General features: G+C 63.2%; 18 protein-coding genes. 1 reads left to right on the top strand and 17 read right to left on the bottom strand.

Annotation, left to right across the window (positions count from 1 at the left end; all coding sequences use genetic code 11):
- Position 1 precedes the first annotated feature (1 nt).
- From FRZ44_RS09430 to FRZ44_RS09415, 4 genes are all read right to left on the bottom strand, one after another.
- Positions 2 to 961, bottom strand: coding sequence for an ABC transporter permease (locus tag FRZ44_RS09430; protein ID WP_151176944.1), 960 nt, complete (start codon positions 959 to 961; stop codon positions 2 to 4).
- A gap of 34 nt (positions 962 to 995) precedes the next feature.
- Entirely contained in the window at positions 996 to 2,198 is a 1,203-nt protein-coding gene (locus FRZ44_RS09425; RefSeq protein ID WP_151176943.1) for a type 2 periplasmic-binding domain-containing protein, read from the bottom strand.
- Between the two features lie 43 nt (positions 2,199 to 2,241).
- Positions 2,242 to 3,306: an ABC transporter ATP-binding protein gene (locus tag FRZ44_RS09420; RefSeq protein ID WP_151176942.1), complete on the bottom strand. Its 1,065-nt coding sequence runs from the start codon at positions 3,304 to 3,306 to the stop codon at positions 2,242 to 2,244.
- A gap of 284 nt (positions 3,307 to 3,590) precedes the next feature.
- On the bottom strand, positions 3,591 to 5,168 hold the full coding sequence (locus FRZ44_RS09415) for a TCP-1/cpn60 chaperonin family protein (RefSeq protein ID WP_151176941.1): 1,578 nt from the start codon (positions 5,166 to 5,168) through the stop codon (positions 3,591 to 3,593).
- Between the two features lie 369 nt (positions 5,169 to 5,537).
- On the opposite strand from FRZ44_RS09415, the gene FRZ44_RS09410 reads away from it, so the two are divergent.
- Positions 5,538 to 6,248, top strand: coding sequence for a cysteine hydrolase family protein (locus tag FRZ44_RS09410; RefSeq protein ID WP_151176940.1), 711 nt, complete (start codon positions 5,538 to 5,540; stop codon positions 6,246 to 6,248).
- Positions 6,249 to 6,277: 29 nt separating this feature from the next.
- On the opposite strand, the gene FRZ44_RS09405 is transcribed toward FRZ44_RS09410, so the two are convergent.
- The 13 genes from FRZ44_RS09405 to FRZ44_RS09345 form a co-directional block, all read right to left on the bottom strand.
- Positions 6,278 to 6,712, bottom strand: a complete 435-nt coding sequence (locus tag FRZ44_RS09405) for a hypothetical protein (protein ID WP_151176939.1) — start codon at positions 6,710 to 6,712, stop codon at positions 6,278 to 6,280.
- A gap of 81 nt (positions 6,713 to 6,793) precedes the next feature.
- Positions 6,794 to 7,732, bottom strand: coding sequence for a carbamate kinase (gene arcC / locus FRZ44_RS09400; protein WP_151176938.1), 939 nt, complete (start codon positions 7,730 to 7,732; stop codon positions 6,794 to 6,796).
- A gap of 3 nt (positions 7,733 to 7,735) precedes the next feature.
- Positions 7,736 to 8,740: an ornithine carbamoyltransferase gene (locus FRZ44_RS09395; protein WP_151176937.1), complete on the bottom strand. Its 1,005-nt coding sequence runs from the start codon at positions 8,738 to 8,740 to the stop codon at positions 7,736 to 7,738.
- 42 nt (positions 8,741 to 8,782) lie between these two features.
- Entirely contained in the window at positions 8,783 to 10,012 is a 1,230-nt protein-coding gene (gene arcA / locus FRZ44_RS09390) for an arginine deiminase (protein WP_151176936.1), read from the bottom strand.
- A 55-nt stretch (positions 10,013 to 10,067) separates the two neighbouring features.
- Entirely contained in the window at positions 10,068 to 11,546 is a 1,479-nt protein-coding gene (gene arcD / locus FRZ44_RS09385) for an arginine-ornithine antiporter (RefSeq protein WP_151176935.1), read from the bottom strand.
- Between the two features lie 315 nt (positions 11,547 to 11,861).
- Positions 11,862 to 12,998: a porin gene (locus tag FRZ44_RS09380; protein ID WP_151176934.1), complete on the bottom strand. Its 1,137-nt coding sequence runs from the start codon at positions 12,996 to 12,998 to the stop codon at positions 11,862 to 11,864.
- A gap of 296 nt (positions 12,999 to 13,294) precedes the next feature.
- Complete coding sequence (locus FRZ44_RS09375) at positions 13,295 to 14,572, bottom strand: DUF2254 domain-containing protein (RefSeq protein WP_151176933.1); 1,278 nt, start codon at positions 14,570 to 14,572, stop codon at positions 13,295 to 13,297.
- 451 nt (positions 14,573 to 15,023) lie between these two features.
- Positions 15,024 to 16,184, bottom strand: coding sequence for a transporter substrate-binding domain-containing protein (locus FRZ44_RS09370; RefSeq protein WP_151176932.1), 1,161 nt, complete (start codon positions 16,182 to 16,184; stop codon positions 15,024 to 15,026).
- A 3-nt stretch (positions 16,185 to 16,187) separates the two neighbouring features.
- Positions 16,188 to 17,288, bottom strand: a complete 1,101-nt coding sequence (locus tag FRZ44_RS09365) for a hypothetical protein (protein ID WP_151176931.1) — start codon at positions 17,286 to 17,288, stop codon at positions 16,188 to 16,190.
- Between the two features lie 53 nt (positions 17,289 to 17,341).
- Positions 17,342 to 18,094: a MarC family protein gene (locus tag FRZ44_RS09360; RefSeq protein ID WP_151176930.1), complete on the bottom strand. Its 753-nt coding sequence runs from the start codon at positions 18,092 to 18,094 to the stop codon at positions 17,342 to 17,344.
- A gap of 23 nt (positions 18,095 to 18,117) precedes the next feature.
- A complete protein-coding gene (locus FRZ44_RS09355) occupies positions 18,118 to 19,752 on the bottom strand; it encodes a DUF2252 domain-containing protein (RefSeq protein ID WP_225308623.1) in 1,635 nt (544 codons plus the stop codon).
- Positions 19,753 to 19,998: 246 nt separating this feature from the next.
- Positions 19,999 to 21,321, bottom strand: a complete 1,323-nt coding sequence (locus tag FRZ44_RS09350) for an amino acid permease (RefSeq protein ID WP_191908511.1) — start codon at positions 21,319 to 21,321, stop codon at positions 19,999 to 20,001.
- 25 nt (positions 21,322 to 21,346) lie between these two features.
- On the bottom strand, positions 21,347 to 22,246 hold the full coding sequence (locus FRZ44_RS09345; RefSeq protein ID WP_151176928.1) for an amino acid ABC transporter substrate-binding protein: 900 nt from the start codon (positions 22,244 to 22,246) through the stop codon (positions 21,347 to 21,349).
- Positions 22,247 to 22,359: the final 113 nt, after the last annotated feature.

Raw genomic sequence — 22,359 nt, 5'->3', positions numbered from 1 at the left:
GTCAGCTCCGCATCACTTTGAAGGAGGCGCCAAGATCGGCCACGCGGCGCGAGAGCAGCAGCAAGAGGCCCAGCAGCACCGCCAGGATCAGGATGACGAAGGTCGAAAGCGCGGCTACCACGGGGTATTTGAGCGCGGTATAGGCACTCTCGACCGAATTGCTGAGCAGATTGACGAAGCCGCCGCCCAGCATCCCCGGCTCCACCCAGGCCGCCAGCGCCGGTCCCAGCGTGAAGACGACGCCGGCGATGATTCCAGGCAGCGACAACGGAATGATGACATTCAGCAGCGTCTGCAAGGGACTGCCGCCCAGATCATTGCTCGCCTTGATCAGATCGTCGTCGATGAAGGTCATGGCGAGATAGATCGGCAGCACCATGGTCGGAAAATAAGGCGCGATCATGCCAAAATGGACCGAGAACTCACTGTAGAGCATCCATTCCATCGGCTGATCGGTGATTCCCAGCCCCATCAGCAGACTGTTGATCAAGCCTTCGCGGCCCAGAATGGCGCGCCAGACGATGGTGCGCGACGACATGTCGAGGAAGAAGGGAATGGTGAGCAGCGTCAGCACCGCCGCCTGCACCGATTTGTAGCGGCATCCCTTGGCCAACCAGAGCGCGAAGGGAAAGCCGCAGGCCAGTTCGATCAAGGTCACCGTCAAGGCGATGCGCACGGTGCGAATGGCCACTTCCCAGCGCCCGGACTCGAAGAGCGTCATCCAGGTCTTGAGGGATGGGTCGTAGACGGTGACGAAGGTCTTGGTCTCGAAGAAGCTGTAGGCAAACAGCACCAGCAGCGGAAGGATGACCAGACCGATCCAGACCGCCAGAAACAGAATCGTCACCACCCTGGCCCCAGACAGCGCCGTGTAGCGCTGGGCGAAAGACATCTGGCCGGGCAAAGCGAGGCTCATGCGCTGCTGGCGATCCTTGCCGAAGAGAAATGCGGGATCGGGCAACAGGGAAGCCCGATCCCGCTTAAGTCAGGCAGGTTCAGGCATTCAGGAACCGCTGCCACTCCTCTTCCATCGCGTCCGCATTCGTCGGCGTCGTGGTGCTGACGAAAGGCTTCTGGAACTTGCGCTTGACCTTGGTTTCTGTCGCCTTCAGGGCGTCGATCTGGTCCTGCGCCCATCCCTGCTTCTGCGCATATTCGACGCCCAGATCCATGTTCGGGCCGGCATAGCCGCGATCCCGGGCCTGAAGCGCACGATATTCGCCGCCGAGGAAGTAGTTCAGAACCTTATAGACGTCGTTGATGTTGCCGCGATCGGCGACCTGCTTGGCCACATAGGCGCCATGGCCCCACTTGAAGTAGCCTTCCTTCGTGTAGGCATAACGCACCGTGCCGGCGCCCAGCTTGTTGTTGGCCTCGCGCGTCGCCGGTTCCCAGCAATTGATCATGTCGACTTCGCGGTTGGTCAGAAGCTGAACCTGCTCCTCGAAGGCCGAATGAAGCGTGCGGAACTGGCCCGCCTTCTTCCGCGCCACAAGATAGTCGACGACGGCCTTCGCCTCCTCCTTCGTCATGTCGGCCACGTCCTTGATCTGCGCCTTTCCCGACTGCTGCAGATAGAGAGCTGCTTCCGGCATGGAGTAGGTCCAGGTCTGGTCGTAGGCGACGCGCCCGCGGGTCTTGTCGCTCTCGAAGAACATTTCCCAGGAGATGTCCTGCTCGCCGCTTGCCTCCGCACCGATCTTGTCGGGGAAATAGCCGAAGCTGTCGGCATTGCCGATGACCGGCACGCCATACTGCTTGCCGTCCTTGCCCATGACGACTTCGGAATGTTTCCATTCGTCCGGCGTGCGATCCCACAGGGTCAGCTCGGGATTCTTCTCGTCGATCACGAGATAAATACCCTGTGGCCCGAGGATGTCCTCAGTGCCGGATTCGAAAATGAAGATGTCGACCTTGTCGCCGAGCTGCGACGCAACGACGTCGCGCAGATAGACGCCGACGGAGTTGTTCGTGCCGGTGAAATCCATGTCGATACCGATCGACTTGGACATGATCGACCAATCCTTGAGCTGGGCGGTCGTGACGCCATAGCCATGAACCACGGGATTGGCCGCCATCGCCTCGCCCGGTGCCGCAACCCGTGCCGCAACGGCGCCGACACCGGCGGCGGCCATCGCCTTCAGGAAATCGCGTCGGAGCAACTCCAATTGAGTGAATGTCCCCTTCGTCTTACTCATCGTCTCCTCCTGTCCTCGGGCGTTGTTTTGGATCCGGTTTGCCCTATGCCGGTATGATCACGCAGTCCGTCAGGCTCCACGTCACGGCGTTGAAATCCTCGACCGGGGTCGAGCGATCCCACACGCGCAGGCGTATCGTTCCGATCGAGGTCGTTGCCGCCTGATCCACATATTTGCCGCGATAGGTGCGCGGGCCCGGAGTCGCCTCGATCAGGTTTTCCTTGGCGCCGGACTGACCCTGGCGCACCGGCATGAGCCGCTCGGCCCGGACGGCGATCAGAACGCGGTCCCCCTGGCGCGGCTCGACCGGCGCGGTCCAGATGCCGCTGATGACATGGGGCCCGATCTCGACGATCACCCGGCCCGCGCTGATCTCGCGCACCACGGCGGGAATGATGTTCTCGAACCCCATGAACTCGGCGGCGAAGCGGCTGACGGGGCGGTCGAACAGCGCCTCGGGCGATCCGCTCTGCTCGATGCGGCCCCGTCGCATCAGAATGACCCGGTCGCTCATGGTCAGGGCTTCTTCCTGACTGTGGGTGATATAGACGAAGGTCATGCCCAACGTGCGATGCAGCTCGACCAGCTCCGACTGCATTTCCTGGCGCAGCTTCTCGTCGAGTGCACCCAGCGGCTCGTCCAGCAGGAGGATCGCCGGCCGCGTCACCAGCGCGCGCGCCAGCGCCACGCGCTGGCGCTCGCCGCCGCTCAATTGGTGAATGCGGCGATCGGCCTTGTCCGCCAGTTGGACAAGACGCAGCGCATCGAGTGCCCGTGACTGAATTTCCGGCTTGGGCACGCCGCGGACCTTGAGGCCATAGCCGACATTTTCGCCGACCGACATATGGGGAAAGAGCGCGTAGTTCTGAAAGACGGTCGTGCAGTTGCGCATCGACGCCGGCTTGTCGGAGACATCCGCGCCATCAATGGCCAGGCGCTCTATCCGGCTCGGCCGTTCCAGGCCCGAGATGATCCGAAGCATCGTCGTCTTGCCCGAACCGCTGGCGCCGAGGATGGTCAGGAACTCGCCCCGTTCGGCCGTCAGCGAGACGTTGTCGAGCGCCACCACCGGCCCATAGGCATGCGTGGCCCCCACCACCTCGAGCATCGGCCGATCATCACGGGCGTCGGCGACGACACCTTCGCGTCCGGGCCGCGGGCGGGCCCGCGGCGGCCGCGCGATCGAACCCGTCGGAGCTTCCTTCACCGCGATCCCCCGGTCGGAAGCGGCCGGCGAGCCCACCTGCCGGCCCTGCAAAACGTCCTGAGAGATTGGCGTGAAACCCGCATCGGCCCTCGGTTTCGATCATCGTCTCCTGAAACACGATATATCATATAACATCAAGATGGCGACTCTGATTTTGTCGAGCGAATACGGGGGCGAAGACCGGTTTAGCTGGTGACGAGAAGGTCGGCGCGCAGCAGTGTTGCCGCAGCGGAAAAGGCCCGTTCGATGGCGGCCCCGAGGACGGAGGCGGGATCGAGGATGCCGGCCTGCCGCAGATCGCCGAAGGCCATGGTCTCAAGATCAAGACCGACGTTCGCCGTCTTGGCGCCCTCGAGACGCCCGAGCCAGACGAGCGGGTCCTCGCCGGCATTGCCGATCATCGTGGCCGGAATCTGCCGCAAGGCCTTGCGCGCCAGACGCCGTGCGAGCTGGCGGGACCCGCCATCGCCGGATCCCGCGGCAAGCCCTCCCGCGAGCTGCAGGAAGACAGTCCCGCCACCGGGCACCACACCGCTTCGCGCCGCTTGCAGGCCGGCGACCGCCTTTCGAGCGGCCATCAGGCGGATGGACCGGTCCGCCGATGTGACGCCGCCGATATGGAGCCGGGCAAAGCCCCGGCCGAGACGCGCCAATCGCAATTCGAGCTGTTCGCGGTCGTAACTCAAATATCGTTCGTCGAGGATCCGCTGCCGGATCTCTTTACGCCTGGTTTCCAGGGCACCGCCGCACGCAGCGCCGCCGATCACCGTGGTGAAATTCTGCTCGACCTTCGCCTCTTCGGCCCGGCCCAGCATCTGCGGGCGCATCTTTCGCAGATCCGTTCCGAACCGGTCCGACAGCAGTTCCGCCCCGGTCGCGATCGCCAGATCCTCGAGCGCGTCATAGCCGCGTTCGGCGACGCTTCCGACCTTGAGCGCCGCGACCCGCAATCCCGCCTCGGCCTTGTTGCGGACGAGCGCCTGCAAGGCGGCCCCCGTCACGTCGCGGGCGACGATGAGCAGGGATTTCTGCTTTGTGGCAAACCCTTCGAGAACAGGCAGCAAGCTGCCGAAATCGCTGATCTCTTCGTCGGCGACGAGGATATAAGGCTCCTTGAGCTGGACCAGTATCCGGTCGGGATCGTCCGAGAGATGGCGCGACACCAGAGACGCTTCGATGGTCGTGCCCGGTCTGATGTCGCTTTCGATATCCCTGCCCTCGCCCTCCTGAACCTGAATGACCGTGTCGCCGCCGAGTTCCAGAAACAACGCACCGATACGATGGGCTATCTCCTCGTCGCGGGCGGCGGTCCGGGCAACCGCCAGGGCAATGTCGTCGAAGCGCGCATCGACCCGGTAGGACTGGATTTTTCCCCTCAGCTCCGGCGCCAGCTCCAGCAGCGCATCGGCGACCTCGCCCATGGGGAGGCGGGCATGAGCCAAGGGCACTGCGGCCGACACGATCGAGGCCATCATCAGCGCGACCGCGGACGTTCCGTCGCCGAAGTCACGGTCGACCTCGAACAGCGTCTCCTTCAAGATCCGCGCGCCATGGGCTTCCGGCCCGTGACAGCTCGCCGCCACTTCGCGGGCGATATCGTAGCCGTGAGTCAGCAGGACAGGCGGCGCCGGCGGTCGATGCAGCAGAACGGTGCGTCCTTTGGGGCCCAGGCTCGGGGCAATAGCCCTGGCCGCCAGGCGAATCCCCTGCGCCAGGCAAAGCCTGGCCTGTCCATCGCCCCTGATCGTGACCGGTAGCCCCATCGATTCGATTTCCAGATGATCGGGAGCGACGCTTTAGCTCAAGCGCGCATCGCGCTCAATAGACCGCAGCATCCGGTCCGAAAGAACTCTCGCCGACATCGCCGAACGGCGTGAGCGAGAGATAGGCGGAGACCCAGCCTACGCCCCATCCATGCGGTAACCAGATCGCGAGCCGGAAAGCTGCGCCCTCGCGGTCATTCCCGCGCTATCGTTGCATAGCGCGAGCGGTACGCTGCTGCCCCCTGTCGAGAGCCGTCACCGGCCTCGGTCCCCGCCTCAAGGGGGCCTCCCGCCCCGCCGGAAGCTCGCCTATAATCCGGCCGCCCCCGAGACGAGCGGCGCCCGAGAGAGGACCGAAGGACCGAACCGATGACTTATGTGATCCGCCCCGACAGCCCCGAAGCCATGGGTCCGCGCTATCGCGAGCGTGCCATCGTCCCTGCCCGCACCGCGCTGCTGAGCGTCGACATGCAGAATGCCGATTGCGCGGCGAAGGTCCGGCATCGGCCCCTGGAGCCCACGCCGAAGAACGACGGCTATCGCTATTTCTATGACCGGCTCGAGAAACTGGTCATCCCGAACCAGCGACGGCTCCAGGCCGCGACCCGCAAGATGGGGATCGAGAACATCTATATCGTGATCGAAAGCCTGACCCGGGACGGCCGCGACCGCGGCATCGATCACAAGGCCTCGCAGATGCATTATCCGCGCGGATCCTGGGAGGCGGCGGTGATCGACGAGGTGGCACCGGAGGAGGACGACATCATCATCCGCAAGACCGCCTCGGGGCCCTTCGGCACCACGAATCTCGACTATCTGCTGCGCAACATGGGATTCGACCAGATCATCGTGTTCGGCGTGCTCAGCGACCAATGCGTCGAGAACACGGTGAGGGTCGGCGGCGATCTCGGCTACCTGGTGACGCTGGTGACCGATTGCTGCGCCACCTACAGCCAGGAGCGGCAGGATTTCTCCGAGCGCGCGATCAAGGGCTATTGCCGGCAGCGCACCACCGATCAGCTCATCGCGGAGCTGGCCGACGTCGCCAAGAGCGGGCCGGGCTCCCTAACCGCGGCGTGAGGCCGATCGGGCGCCGGCGCACCCGATCTCTACCAGGCCAGATAGATGGCCACATGGGCCGGCCGGCCGGCCGAATCGAAATCGACGATCTCGGCCCGGAGATGGAAATCGTTGGGCGCCAGCTCCTTCTGGAAGAACTTGTAGGCGCGCTCCGCCCAGCCTTGCAGCGATTTGGGCCAGTCAGGCTCGGCATTGTTGATGGCGCGTCCGCTGTCGGTGCAATAGGTCGCCGGGAACTCCATCACCTTGACGGAAGTCATGCCCATCTCTGCCGCCCGGCGCAATGCCGTTTCGACACGTTCATGAACGTCGGGCCGCAGATCCTTCTGCATGAATTCTTCGCGAAGCTCGCGCTCGGCGTTGGCCAGTGTGTCGCTTCGGCTCAGGGCTTCCTTGGCCTTGGCCATCTCCACGTCTTCGGTGATCTTGCGAAGGTCCTTGGGCGGACTGATCTTGCTGCTCATTCACTGCTCCTTTGCGCAGCCCCGTCGGGTCGGGATTGCCGGCCATTATTGACGTTCGATCCTGCGCCTCGCCCGCGACCGTCACGAATGAAACGTGATGCCGTCGAAGCGCTTCGAAATCTGCGTTCCTTTTTTGCCCTGGACGATCGCCGGGATGTCGGCCAGGGCGCCGATCGCCGCGGTCTTCCCGGTCGCCGTCGCGAAATGGCAGGCCGCGTCCACCTTGGGGCCCATCGATCCGGCCGGAAAACTGTACTTCCCGATCGCGGCCGGCGTCGACTGACGGATCACCTTGGCTTCGGGCTTGCCGAAATCGATGTAAACGCCGGGTGCGTCGGTCGCCATGATGAAGAGATCCGCCTCGAGCTCTCGCGCCAACAGCTCCGAGCATAAATCCTTATCGATGACCGCCTCAACCCCGACGAGCTTCCGGCTGGCGCCGCGCTCATACATGGTGGGAATGCCCCCGCCGCCTGCGCAGATGACGACGGTATTGTGCTCGATCAACCACTTGATCGGCCGGATCTCAAAGATCCGCTTGGGCTGAGGCGACGGAACGACGCGCCGCCATTTCGGCCCGTCCGCCTTGAACACCCAGCCCTTCTCCTTGGCGATGCGGTCGGCGTCCGGCTTTTCATAGACCGGTCCCACGAACTTGGTCGGGTTCTTGAAACCAGGATCCTCCGGGTCGACCTCCACCATGGTCAGCAGCGTCGCGAACGGCACCTCGAACGGCAGCAGATTGCCCATCTCCTGCTCGATCATGTAGCCGATCATGCCCTCGGTTTCAGCACCCAGCACGTCGAGCGGATAAGCCTCGTCCGGCTTGTAGGCGGCACCCTGAAGAGCGAGCAATCCCACCTGCGGCCCGTTGCCATGGCTGATGACCAGCTCGTGCTCCTTCGCAACGGGCGCCATGGCCTCCGCGGCGATGCGGATATTGTGCCGCTGCGTCTCGGCCGTCATCGGCTCGCCGCGCTTCAAGAGCGCATTCCCGCCCAGCGCAATGACCACGCGCATGGCTCAATCTCCGAGGGTCGCGACGAGGATCGCCTTGATGGTATGGAGGCGATTCTCCGCCTGCTCGAACGCGACATTCAAGTCTGACTCGAACACCGCATTGGTGACCTCGAGTCCGTCCTTGATTCCGTAGGTATCGGCCATTTCCTTGCCGACCTTGGTCTCGGTGTCGTGGAAGGCCGGGAGGCAATGCATGAACTTCACCTGCGGATTGCCGCTGGCCTTGATCAGCTTGTCGTTCACCTGGAAGGGCATCAGGAGCTTGATCCGTTCCTTCCAGACCTCCTTCGGCTCGCCCATCGAGACCCAAACGTCGGTGTGGATGAAGTCGACCCCTTTGACGGCCTTTTTCGGGTCGTCGGTGATGGTCAATTTCGCTCCCGAGGCCTCGGCCAGGGTCTCGGCGATCTTCCGGTAGTCGTCCGAGGGCCAGAGTTTCTTCGGGCCGGCGATGCGGACGTCCATGCCCATGAGGCAGCCGACGATCATGAGCGAATGGCCCATATTGGACCGGGTATCGCCGACATAGGCGTATTTGATCTGATGCAGCGGCTTATCGCTGTGCTCGCGCATGGTCATCACGTCGGCCAGCATCTGGGTCGGGTGATATTCGTCGGTGAGGCCGTTATAAACCGGCACGCCGGCATATTTCGCGAGCTGCTCGACGCCCTTCTGCGACGAGCCGCGATATTCGATCGCGTCGAACATGCGGCCGAGGACGCGGGCGGTGTCCTTGAACGACTCCTTATGGCCGATCTGCGATCCCGCCGGATCCAGATAGGTGACATGCGCCCCCTGGTCGTGGCAGGCCACCTCGAAGGCGCAGCGTGTCCGGGTCGAGGTCTTCTCGAAGATGAGGCAGATCTCCTTGCCGTCGAGATGCTTCTGCTCGGTCCGGGCGTATTTCGCGCGCTTCAGGTCGCGAGACAGATCCAGAAGATAGCGAAACTCCCGCGGCGTATAGTCCTGGACGGTCAGCAGCGAGCGATTGCGGAGATTGAAGCTCATCGGGTTGCTCCTCGATTTCGATTTTGATGCGGGGATGGCCGGTCAGTAGGCCGGATCGCGGGAGATCGGACAGGTCATGCAATGCCCGCCGCCCCGGCCGCGGCCGAGCTCCGAGCCGCGGATCGTGATGACTTCGACCCCGGCCTTGCGCAGCAGGGTATTCGTATAGATGTTGCGATCGTAGGCGACGACGACGCCGGGCTCGAGCGCCACGACATTGTTGCCGTCGTCCCACTGTTCGCGCTCCGCCTCGTAGGCATCGCCGCCGGTCTGGACCACGCGCAGCTTGTTCAATCCCAGCGCGTCGCGAACGACATCCAGGAGAGGCTTCTCCTCCTTCCTGAACTCGAAATCGCCGCTCTTTCCGGTCGGATAGGCGCTGTAGCACCGGATCTGGTCGACCACGTCACGGAACACCGTCACCAGGTCGCGATCGCAGAAGGTGAAGACCGTATCGAGATGCATCGCCGCCCGGCTCTTCGGCATGACGCAGCCGATCACCCGCGTCGCCGCTTCGCTCTTGAAGAGGCTCTGGCAGACCTGCGAAACGGCCTGCCGCGTCGTGCGCTCGCCCATGCCGATCAGAACGATGCCCTTGCCGATGGGCATCACATCGCCGCCCTCCATCGAGGCGCCGGAGAAGTTCTCATCCGAATCGCCCCACCAGATCTTGAAATCCGCGCCCTTGAATCGAGGATGGAACTTGTAGATCGCGCGCTGGAGCAGGGTTTCCGGCTGGCGGGCCGGCCAGAACATCGGGTTGACGGTGACGCCCTTATAGATCCAGCAGGAAGGGTCGCGCTGGAACAGCGTGTTGGGAATCGGCGGGATGACGAAGTCCATCCCCCCCTGCGTCTCGAGCAGCGCGCTCTTGCCCTCGATGTCGGGCAGTTCCTTGATGGCGATGCCGCCGATCAGATGCTCGGCCAGCTTCTTCGACTCCATCGTATTCAGCCAGGGCCGCAAGGCCCGGCCGGTATGAATACCGACCGCATTCGCCGAAAGACGGCGGTCGAGGATGAAATTCCGGCCTTCATTCGTCTCCAGGGTTTCGGCCAGCATGTCGTGCAGCTCGAGCACCTCGATGCCGCGCTCTTTCATCTTCAGCACGAAATCGAAATGGTCCTTCTGCGCCTCATGGACCCAGATCACATCGTCATAGAGCAGGTCGTGACAATTGGCCGGCGTGAGCCGCTGATGCGCGAGGCCTGGCCTGCAGACCATCACAGTGCGAAGCTTGCCGACTTCGGAATGGACGCCTAGTTCGCTCATTGAGATCTTCCTTGGATGGGGGCCTGCCGCCGGTGGCGCGGGCATAGGCCGCGTTTCAGAGAGGGCTGAGCTCGCCGATCCACATTTGCCAACCGGCCCAAAGCGCGACTGCGACAAGGGCGATGGCGATGATCATCTCGACACCGGTGAAGATCCGTCCGCCCTGCTCCTTGCGAGCCTTGGCATAGACGAGGATGCCGGGTGCGAACAGGATCGCGCACATCAGCAGATACTGCAGCCCCGCGGCATAGACGAGCCAGACGCCATAGATCGTGGCGATCAGGCCGACAAGAAGCTGGCGCCCGCGCGCCTTGTCCCCGGCCTGGTAGCCCTCGCCCGTAATCGCGAGCTTCAGCGCATAGGCTCCCGAAAACACGTAGGGCGGCAGGATGGCGACCGAGGCGATGAAGTAGAAGAACTGATAGGCGCTCTGGGAGAAATAGCTCAGCACCAGGAAGAGCTGGATCAATCCGTTGGTGACCCAGAGCGAATTCGCCGGCGATCCGTTGCGGTTCTCCACCGCGAACCATTTCGGAAAGGTCCCGTCCCGGCCGCAGACATAGGGGATCTCGGCGCAGAGCAGGGTCCATGCCAGATAGGCACCTCCGACCGAGACGATCAGGCCGAGATTGATCAGGGCCGCGCCCCAGGGCCCGACCAGCGATTCGAACACACCGGCCATCGACGGGACCTTGAGACCGGCGAGGTCGGTCTGGCTCATGATGCCCGTCGCCAACAACGACACCAGCGCATAGAGCCCGAGGCAGCCGATGAAGCCGATGAGCGTGGCCCGCCCCACATCGGAACGCTTGGCCGCGCGCGTGGAATAGACGCTGGCACCTTCGATTCCGATGAAGACCCAGACGGTCACCAGCATCGTGCTCTTCACCTGGGACAAGAGCGAGCCCAGGCCACCCTGCCCGGCCGCATCCGGCTGGCCCCAGAAGTTGAACGTAAACTTGTCCCAATGGAACGCGATGATCGCGATCAGCAGGAACAGGAAGATCGGCACCAGCTTCGAGATCGTCGTGACCACGTTGATGAAGGCGGCCTGCCGGATCCCCTTGAGGACAAGGAAATGGATCGCCCAGACGCCGACCGATGCACCGACGATCGACGGCAGGTTGCTGCCGCCGCCGAAGATCGGAAGGAAATAGGAGAGCGCCGAGAAGATCGCGGCCGCATAGGCCACGTTGCCGAGGAACGCGCTGATCCAATATCCCCAGGCACTGTTGAATCCGATGAAGGGACCGAAGCCGGCCTTGGCATAGGCGTAGGGACCGGCATTGAGCGCCGGCTTGCGGACGGCGAGATCCTGATAGACGAAGGCCAGCATCAGCATGCCGAGGCCCGTCACCAGCCATCCGATGACGATCGCGCCGGGCGACGCACCCCTCGACATATCCGAGGGCAGGTTGAAGACCCCTCCCCCGATCATCGAGCCGACCACCAAGGCGATCAGCGGTATCAGCGTTAGCTTGTGGTCGGCCGGTGCTGCCGTCGGAACGGCCACAGTATCGGTTGTCGCGGCCATGTTGCTCTCCATCCCCTGCTGCTGCTCGATAACCGATACCAAAGCTCGAGAAGCAGGCCCCTGACCTAGATCAAGACAATGGGGCAAAGACTTCCTGGGTCAAGATTTAATTCCCCTGTCACATGGAGATTGAAGAGGTTTCCCCCGGTTGCGTCGCCACCCTCGCCGATCGGATCGAATCATTTCAGCTCGCTGGTCCGGAGGCGCCAATTCAGCCCACGAATAAGCGATCGGCCTGCCAAACAGACCGATGCAGACGCTCAAACAATAACAGCAATGCTGTCCTTTTCAGGCAGTGGCGTGAAGCCGGCCCAATCAGAAGCCGATAAAGAAGCCGACGCCGGCTTCCCAGGTATTGTCGTCCTGGTGGCCCGTATTGCCGCCGGAGTTCTGGGCGACATAGCCGGCCATGCCATCAAGAGAAATACCGGGGCCCAGATCGTATCGGCCGGTGAACTCGATGATGTCGATCAGGTCCGACGAGCTGCCGCTGCTGGCATACTCGTAATCGCCGTGCGACCAGGCGAGACCGACGGTCCAGACATCCCAGTTGTAGGTGCCGCCGACGCCGGCGACCCAGTAATCGGCGCCACTGGCGCTCTGCCAATTGTCGCGCCACAGCCCGCTGGCGCCGATCGTGAAGCCGGAGAAACTGACGTCCAGATGGCCGTCCATGCCCCAGGTCATGGCGACATTGTGATTGCCGCCGGTCGATTCGAACTGACCTTCGGAGAAGCCCAGGCCCGTCGCCAGGGTGACGCCATTGAAATCATGGTCGAAGTTCACCGCCGCCGAGACGACGTTCTGGATCTGGCCCGAGTTGTTGCTGAGCGTCGTGCCGCCGGTCTGCGACCAGTAGGAGTAGGAGTCCTCGCCGCGGCGATCCGGCGCGAATGACACCGCAAAAGAAAAACCGGCGAAGGTCGGACTGAAATACATGACTTTCGTCGCGTCACCCGACATTTGCAGCAATGTCGTGTTGGTCTGGAACGAGCCGTTGCTGAAGTTGTTGCCGTGGTTGTTGGAGAATTCGAAATAGGGCGTGTCGACGCCGAAGATGTTCGATGCCGACGGGATCAGATACTGCAGATCTTCGGTGGCATCGTCCTGGTCGCCGAACCGGACCTCGCCCCATCCGCCCTTGAAATAGGCCCAGACCTCGTCGATCTGGTCGTCCGACTGCTGCCCCTCCATCTCGATCCTGGCGCCGATCGTCAGGCCATTCTCGAGCGTCGTCTCACCCTTGAAATGGATCTCGACATCCTGCCGGAAGACGACATCGCGCGTGTGCTCGCCCGGGTCCCCCGTGCCGCTGTCCTGGCTGAACAGGAGTCCCGCCGCGGCGCCGTAATAGCCGCCGATTCCCAACTGGACTCCTTGCGCCGCCATTGCCGAGCCGGCCGCGAGCCCCGCCGCGGCGATCGCAGTCGTGCCGAGAAGATAGTGTCTCATGAGCTTCCGCTTTTCCCCCAGTGCTTCGAAACGACGCCTGATACGCCCTGCTCACGACGGTAGGACAGTCATCCTGACCGTCCTTCGCCTCGAAACCGCCCGCAACGAAGCCTTCGGAAGGAAACTCCCGGCGCCGCTCTTCACCGGCGCGATATCGATCTCAATCTCATCCTGCAAACTTCTCCAGTCAATACGGATCGAACCTCATCGCCAGGGTCGGTGCCCGGGAAAGCCGCCTCGCGTCTGCCCGCTGAGCGCGCGCTCCAGAATTGCCACGACCACCCCGAGGTCGCCCCCTACTGCCCCGACGATCCTCCCAACCCTTGTGGATCCGGAACGCGGGCAAGGGCCAGGTCCTCGGGCAGCGAATAGACCTTCTCGAGCGCCCGGTCGAGCAGTTCCAGTTCGTTGCGCAGCGCGGCGCGATGATGCTCCGGCAGCGTCTGCAGCAGATTGAGGATCATGGCGCGCAGCCGCCTCGCGATCTGGAAATTCTCGGCGCCGTAGAGACGTACCTCGCTGAACGTCAGCTGTACGAAATCCTCCCAGTTCGGGGTCCGGAAGATCACACGAATTTCCCCGGATCCATCTCTTATCTCCTCGTCGTAGAGGTGCCGGTTGCCGACCACCCGAAGCAGCCGCTGCAGCTGATCGATCGCGAGTACGGCGGTGGTCGGATCGTTGATGGCCTTCGACAGCGCCTTGATCGCGATATCGACGATGATGCGGAAAGCGAAGGTGGAATCCTGCTCCATCGTTCGCTCCGGCCCGAAGGCGACCAGGCCCCTGAGCCGTCGATCGTCGATCGCGGCGACATCCCCGTACAGCCGGAACAGGGGGTCTTCCGTCGCGACGAAGTCGCCGACGCGGGGCACGAACTCGACGACGGCATTCGCTTTCTGCGCCACGGCGACAAGAGCCTTCAGATTCACCGCCAGAACGATCGCGGACCTACCCTGATGCAGGATCGTCCGGGCAGGCGCAGGCCGCTTTCGGGGCAGGTTCCCCGGAGAGCTCGATATCTCGGCCGGCGCCGGATAGACACTTTCGATGACCGCGCGCCCTCCCTCCCCGACCCGCCAGATGATGCTGACCGGCCGCAACAATCGCGCCGCGTAGTCGATCAGGTAGAGGAAGGCCGCGAGGGAGCTGAAGCCAAGAAGGCCTGCAATTCCCCCGACGCCATGGGGAACGGTCGTCTCCAGCCTGGCCAGCACACCCGCAGCGAACAGAAGCGTGAAGGTGAACAAGCCGACGGTGAAACGGATGGCGTTGTCGCTCAGCAATGTGGTGGCGATGATGCGCGGCGAGAGCTGTCCGCCGGCGATCTGGATGGCGACGAGGAGGGAGCCAAAGGTGAAGACAATGAAGGTGAGCGTCAGGGTGATGATCAGCTGAAGCATCGCCTGCGTTCCCGCTATCCCCCAAGGGAACAAAGGCACCCAGGCGATCAACGCGTCCATCGCATAGACCACGCGGATGACGACGAGATAAAGCAGGAGCGCGACGAACGGAACGATCCAGAGTGAGGACTTGGCGTAGCTCCTGAGACTGTACCACTGGTTCCAGCGCATCTCGGTTCCCCTTTTTATGGCCCCTGTGAGGCTTCACTGCCGAGAGCCCGTTTCGTCGGCAATGTTTTCGAGATTTGGAGCGTCCGCCTTTCAACATTGCGAGCGGCAAAAGGCGCTTTGCAGAGGATGCGCTCCGAGACGTTTGAGAGATCTGACTTATGTCAAACGGCAGCCCTCTAAACCAACCATGATCACATTTTCGAACCACTGCCTGGCTCGGCGGCGATTACCCCGGAAATCGGCGAATCGCCGGATATGCCGATACCCCTTGGTGTCGATGCCACCATGGGTGCCACGGCCGCGGCGGTGGGAGACACGGCCGCCGTTCTCGAGGAAGCGGGCCCAACGTCACCCCATGCCGATGTAGAGGAACCGCGGACGATGTCCCCATGCCTATCGTCCCCGTTTGCAAGAAGCGGACGGTTCACAGATCTCACGGCGCCTCTGTCCCCTACTCCGTGCCGAACCACTTCTCGTAGATCCGCTGATAAGTTCCGTCCTCGCGCATGGCGAGCAGCTCGTGGTTCACTCTCCTGCGCAAGGGACTGTCAAGCTGGAATACGAAGCCGATGTCCTGCCGGTTGATCTCCGGGCCGACCACGCTGGCGCGCCCTGCCCCGTCATGCGCTGCGAAATACCGGAGCGCCGGCGCATTGCCGAACACCGCATCGACCTTCTGATCCAGCAGCGCCGCATACAATCCATCCGGCGTCTCGAACTGCTGCACCTGCGCCCCGATCTCCTGCAGATAATTGACGGCGGGGCCGCTTGCGATCGTGGCAACGCGCTTGCCCGGCAAATCGGAGGGGCCGTTGATGGCGCCCCGGATCTGCTGGGTCGTGAGCGTCGCCGTCAACTGCGCGGTATAGAGCGCGATGAAAACGACGCCGGCGAACATCCAAAGGAGCCCGAACAGCCGCGCCAGCCAATGGCCCGGCAGCTGCTGCACCTGCGAGACCAAGGCGGTCGCCGCCCACACCAGCGCCTGAAGAATGCCCGGGAAATAGCCCCTGCCTGAGCTGACGCTGTCCTCGCGCCCCCGGTCGAGCAGCCAGATCAAATGAGCCGGAACCAGAATGATGATCAAGCCCACGCCGAGCCACACGACGGCCGATCGGGAGAACAGCAGGGCGAGCACATCCCTCAATGGCGTCGCATTGTCGCCTTCGCCGGCGCCGCGCACCAGGACCTGCATGCCCGCTTCAAGGACGGGGTGCGAAAAATCGAAGATCTTGTCGCGATCGGTCGAATAGAAGACGGGCCCAACAAGGACCGCGGCATCGTTCGCCTGCATCCAATCGAACAGGGTCGAGACATCGGGCGCCTCTTGGAAATTCGTCTTGAGGTTCAACCGCGTCGCCACCTCGTTCCAAAGATCGACGCAGAAGCCTGTCAACTCGTCGCCTTGCTTGATGACGAAGGGAGGCGCGACAATGGTAAGCGCGCGAACCTCCGTCCCCTGATCCTGCGCGCGGACGGGGCTGCTCGGCATCATCGCAAGCAACATGACCGCAGCGCCGCACCACATCGCGGCTCGTCGCCACGCTTGCATTTTCCCACTCTTTCTCGGCGATAGAATCAATGAACAACCCACTCGGGCACCCCGCGCCAAGCGCTACTGGACCGGAATCGTCAAAACCGGCGCTTCCGGTACCACGCCTGTTTCCGCCAACGCGAAGAACAGCAGCAGGAAGGTCAATGAACGCTTCGACGTGAAGTCCTGGTCCGAAATCCAATACCAGGTGTCTCGATAGTGCACCGCGGTAAAGGCGTCGCTCGGCGGCTTCATCCCGGAATGAATCCTGACACGGGGTTGGTCGTAGGGAGACGCGTCAGCGGCCAATTGGGCCGACGCATAGGTGCGGCCGCTCGACACATCGCCGGCCGGCACTTCGATATCGGCGGACATCTCGTTCATCACCTCGATCATGGATCGCGAGAGCACGGCCAGTTCGCTTGGATCGCGTTGCAAGGCGCCGTACTCGAGGGTCATCTCGCCATTGTCGGCATGCAGGTTGAGCGTCTTCCTGACGAAATCGACGTCCCGCTGGACCTCGGGGTCCAGCGGTCTCGACGCGAAGGTTCCGATCGCCACTTGGTCGTCATTGCGCTTCTCGATGCGAATGCTGAAGGCGCGCGAGGCCTGGATCCGCCGCAAGGCGTCGATCAGGGGAAAGAACGCCGGGTCGCTCGGCCGCCGCGTACCTCCCGACGCCGTCCGGTTATAAACGCCATTGAGCGCCCGCACCGTTGTAAGCAGCACGACATCGGCGGGGTAGCCCGCCGAGATCAAGGAAAAGATCGCTTCCGGTGGAATTGGCTGCAACAGGCTCTTGGCGAATTTTTGCCCGGTGAGCGGGGTGTAGGAGATGGTCGGACGGTCGTTGTAGCCTCCGACGACGCCTACGGACGCGGTGGCGTTCGGAAGCGTGGTCGAATTGCTCGAGACGCCAATGTTCCCGGCCGCGCCCGCGCTGCCCGCAACCTGGATCGTGTAGGCGGCGATGACCGACGACACATCCATGAAGGTCGGTGTATCGGCATAACGCAGCCGCACGATGTTGAGCAACATCTGGTCCTTCCAGGAATCCGACAGCGCGTTGGAGTAGTCGACGCGGTCGCGCGGAACGGTGCCCGGCCCCATGCTGCTGCAACCATAGAGCGTCAGTACGACGAACATGCTGAAGACAGCCTTCCGGCCGCAGCGGGTGATCATCCCAGTCTCCGTGCAAGGGGAGTGACGACGGGAATCTCGCGCATCGATGCCGCTCAGTTCACGCGCTCGACATACACGCCGATGGTGGCCAGGCTGTGCATGATCACCTGCAGCCCTAACGCGATCTGCGTGACGCCGAGCACTACGGCGAAGAGCAGCAGAGCGGGCCCCGCCCATTTCAGGACGGTCTCGGCGAACAACATGGCAAGCCAGTCCAAGACGAGAATCAGCAGGACCGCACCAGCCAGCATCAGCTTGGCGTCATAGTCCTGCAGCAGTGCCGCGAAGACGATCACAGCGGCAATGCCGTAGGGCGTGACGATAGTGGGGAAAGCCAGCGGGCTAAAGGCGAGATGCAGCCCTTGCTGGGGCTCGCCTTGAGGAAGGCGAGGCGCGCCCGAGGTCTGCTGTAATACGGTTTGAAGCGCGACCAGGAAGAGGATGATCCCGCCGGTCAACGCCAATACCGGCACCGATATATTGAAGTTCTCGATGAAGCTGCGCCCGAGCGATCCAGCCACCACCAGCGCCGCCGCCGACAGCAGGATGGCGCGGGTTGCGAGGCGGCGTCGGAAGGCAGCATCGGCGCCCTTCGTCATATTGACGAAAGGCACCAGAATCTTGAGCGGGCCCAGCATCAGGAACAGCATCATGAAGATCTTGCGCGTGCTGATGATCGGCTGGTCGGCGGCCGCGTCCGTGGCGGCCTGCGCGATCGCGGGGGTCATCATGGCGATCACGAAGAGTGATGTGGCGACAACGACTTGAGGCGCGAACGCCACCCTGCCGCGACTGCTCGGATTCATGCCTCCCCCCAATGCATTTAAGCCTAGGACTCTATATGAACTTCGATCTTGCCGGCTCGGACGGCAGCCTTCAGGGTCGCATGGTCGCGCTCCGCCTGGTCGGCATAAGCGACGGCGAAGCTGCCCATTGCTTCGTCGAAATTGTCCTGCGAGCCCAGATATCCGCTGATGACCAGTTCTTGGGTACCGCTCTTGGCGTGGGCTCGGGCCAGGCCCCACCCGCACATCTTGGCGAAGAAGCTCATCACCTCCGTATCCATGGCTTCCACCATCGGCTTGATCTTTGCGTCGCGCAATTGCCTTACATAGAAGTGTCGACCTCCCCGGCCCGTCGCCCAGCCCATGAACACGTCCGTCGCGGGCTGCATCAGCCTCTGCCCCACAACCACTCTTTGACCCGGGTGCAGATAGGCGCTCTTGCCCGCGTAGGGCTCGAGCACGGATTGCCTGGCTTCCTTGATCTGCAGGAACAGAGGGTCGTTATTGGCCGACATCATCAGGAGGATGAAGCAATGGGTTCCGACGCTTCCGATCCCCACGACTTTTATGGCTGCGTCCACCAGGCGATATTGATCGAGCAACTCCCGCCGATCATCCGACAGCGTCTCTCGATAGACCTTCAGGCCCTCTTCCACGCGCGATCGGAACTCCTCCACGCTGATCCCGCCAGTGTCGGCCCCTGGATGGAAGATCAGGGGAGGAGCGTCGTGAATGCGGATCTTGCCGCTGACCATCCCAGCGAGTTGCGGATAGGCCATCTCCGCCGAGCTCTTCTCGATCTCCGTGGCCATCCGTTTCCGGAGGCGTCCTTCAAAGCGCTGGCGGGTCGAGGCCGGAGCCGCCGCTACCAAGTCCTCAACGGTGATGCGGGAATACCAAACCTCGAGAGGACTCATCCCGGCATATTCGCGCAGGCGCTTCCGATAGCTGCGTGCGCATCCAACTGCCATGTCGCGGGCATCGGATTCTGACAGGCCTTGGCTTCGGGCGGCGAGAACGAAGGACGCAACCAGCCGCTTGACGTCCCACTCCCACGGCGCCGGTAACGTTTCGTCGAAATCATTGATGTCCAGCAGGATGTTGCGCTCGGGCGTCGCGAAGCCGCCGAAATTCAGCAGATGGCAATCTCCGCAGCCCTGTACTCGAATCCCGGTGGTCGGTGTGTTCGCCAAGTCGGCGGCCATCAGGGCCGCGGAACCACGGTAGAAGGTGAAGGGCGACTGAAGCATTCGCCCGTAGCGAATCGGGAGCAGATGCTTTATCCGGCCCTTGTCCGAGGCGCGCAGGATCGCGAGCACATCCACCTTTTCCTTGTTGCGTTTCCACGTTCCATGGATCTGGCGAGGCACCCGATCTCGCAGGGCCTTGCCGGCCGCCAGCATCTGGACCGAGGGGAGGTCGGGGCTGGCGAGTTTCGGTTCGGCGGCGCCAGCGTCGCGCCGTGAAACCTCTCCGGCATTTCCATTCGCACCGATGGACGTGGACCTGCCGCTTTCGGCACCCAAACTCTTCAATGCGAGAAAGGTAGATTGGGCCTTCTCCTTCTTCTGCTTCGATATCGAAGCAGCCGGCTTTTTTCGGGCTGCTGGAGAACGCGATCTACGCTTGAATGTCGCCTTTGCGCTCATACGACGCACCTCTCCAATGATGCCCGACAATCTCGCTCCCGACTCCTCGGCCGGGGGCGGGCAATATGCGAAAATATTCTCATCGCGGGCAGGTTGGCACATTGACGTATGTCAAGGATGCCGCCGGGAGCGCGGCCGGACGTTATCTGGTCAGAATCTCCAACACCCCGCGCCAGCATGCGCAACGAAGCGGTGCCAACGCCTTTTCGCGTTGCATCTCAATAGGCTGCGCGAGGAGTAGCGGCCGGGGCCCAGGAGAAGGGCGCCAGCCGCCGCTCAGTCGACGAGCGCGATTGCCTTGGCCTTGTTGCCGCGTTCCGTGAAGGCGAGAAAGACGCGGAACAGCGGCGCCGTCGCCAGGCCCAAGGCCATGCTGACCGCCACGGCGGTGCCCGCCGATACCACGATCACGCCGAGGCAATAGGCGATCGTGATGAGCGCCACCCAGACCAGCGGGCGGGCCACGATCTTCTGCTGCACGTAATACGACACCGACACGGCGGCAAAAATATAGGGCGTCAGCACCAGCAGCACGGCGATGTCGGCCAGCACCATGAAGGTCTCGCCGATCGTGGGCGACACCGTCAGGAAGATGATCGCACTCATGATGATGGAGACGATGATCAGCCCGCGGACCGGCACGCCACGCGAATCGGTTCGGGCGAACATCGCGGGGAACAGCCCGTCGCGCGCCGTCGCCAGCGCCGTCTCGGCATTGATCAGCGTCCAGCCGCCGAGGCAGCCCGAGGCCTTGACGATCGCGCAGATCGTGATGACCACGGCGCCGACGGGTCCGAGCGCCCGCATCGCCGCGTCGGCGAAGGGAGCAGTCGAATGGCGCAGCTCGTCGTTCGGGATCATGCCCATGATCGCGGTGGTGCTGAGAACATAAACCACCGCGGCGATCACCACGCCGAGCAGGGTCGCCCGTCCGACGTTCTTCTCGGGGTCCTTCACCACGGCCGCCGCGACCGACGCGCTTTCGACACCCATGAAAGACCAGAACATGATCGAGACGGCCGACGAGATCGCGCTTCCCGCGCTCATTCCCGTCGGGTTCCAGCCCGCCCGGAACAGCTCGGGATCGAAGACGAACCACCCGCCGATCCCGACGAGAGCGATGGGGCCGATGCCCAGCAGGGTGGTGACGGTCTCGAACCGCGTCACCAGCCGCGGCCCGATCATGTTCAGGACCGCCGAGAGCCAGACCATCAGCACGGTGCAGCAGGCGCCGAGCAGGGGCTCGCGCAGCACCGGCAGGAACACCGCCATATAGCCGGTGATCGAGGTGGCGATCGCGATGTTCGCGATGACGTTCGAGAACCAGTAGAGAAGATTGCACTGAAAGCCGGCGAAGTCGCCCAACCCCTCGCGCGCATAGGCATAGGGCCCGCCGGCCTTCGGCCGCACCTGACCCAGCCGCGCGAACATATAGCCCATGATGAAGGCGCCGGGCGCCGTCACCAGCCAACCCAGCGTGGCGATGCCGCCGATGCTCGCCATCACCGTCGGCATCATGAAGATGCCGGCGCCGATCATGTTGCCGGCGACCAGCATGGTCGCGGGGAACAGCCCGATCTGCCTCGCGTTGGACGACATGCAGCCCCACCCCCGCTCCGTCCGTTCACTCCGGCATTGCCGAAGCCTTGATCTGCAATTGAAACTCGGCCGATTTGTCGCCGAAATAGGTCGCCAAAAGCAGCGCGAAATCCGGAGTCGCATAAAAGGCGCTCAAAACGCGATCCACCAGGAGCCTGAGATCCGCGTCGCCTCGCGCCATGGCGATGCCATACGCCTCCTGCGTGAGGAGACGGGTGCCGAGGACGAGGCGCGACGGGTGCTGCGCCCGGTTCAGCAAGCCGATCAGGAGAGCGCGGTCGGCGAAATAGGCGTCGATTTCCCGCGCCTCGAGCGCCGCCAATCCCTCCTCATGCGTCGGGTAGCGGACGACCGTCGCCGAATAGCCGCCGTCGCTGACCGCGCGGCGCAGCAGCGTTTCCGTGGTCGTGTCCGCACGAACGCCGACATGGCTGGTCTGAAAAGAGCGCATCTCCAAAGACCGCGGCGGGCTGATGGTCCGCTCTCCCAGAAACAGTTCGCGAAGATCGCGCGGTGAATCGGTTCGCAGCAGGGCACTCGCGCCGGTGACGAAGATCGGTTCGGAAAAATCCACGGTTTCGCGACGCCCCAGCGTCGCCGTGACCGCGCCGCAGAGAAGATCGATCCGGCCCGCCGCGACCGCGTCGAAGGCATCGGTCAGGCTGGTCTCGACATAGCTGACGGCGATCCCGGGAACGATCCCCCGGATCCTGGTCACGACCCGGTTGCAGAGATCGATCGCATAGCCGGTGGGCGGTCCGTCCGCGTTCGGGATCGCGAAAGGCGCCTGATCGGGAATGAAGCCGATATGGATGGTCTGGCTCGCGGCGATTCGATCCAGCGTCTGCGCCGACGCGGCGCCGGAAAAGACGCAGAGACAGAGCGCTCCCGCCAAGGCGAGCATCACGACAATGCGAGGCGCCATCCCTGCCACCGCCAAAGGCCCATGTCCCGCCCGACTGCTGTCAGAGTAACCGGCGGCGGACATTTGCGATAGCCGCAAAGGGTGCGAGGCCCTCGGGGGCAGCCCAGGCCGCC

The sequence above is a fragment of the Hypericibacter terrae genome, from assembly GCF_008728855.1.
Classification (GTDB): Bacteria; Pseudomonadota; Alphaproteobacteria; order Dongiales; family Dongiaceae; genus Hypericibacter; species Hypericibacter terrae.
The sequence above is the reverse complement of the archived record's forward strand: the minus strand, read 5'-3'. Positions and strand labels throughout refer to the sequence as shown.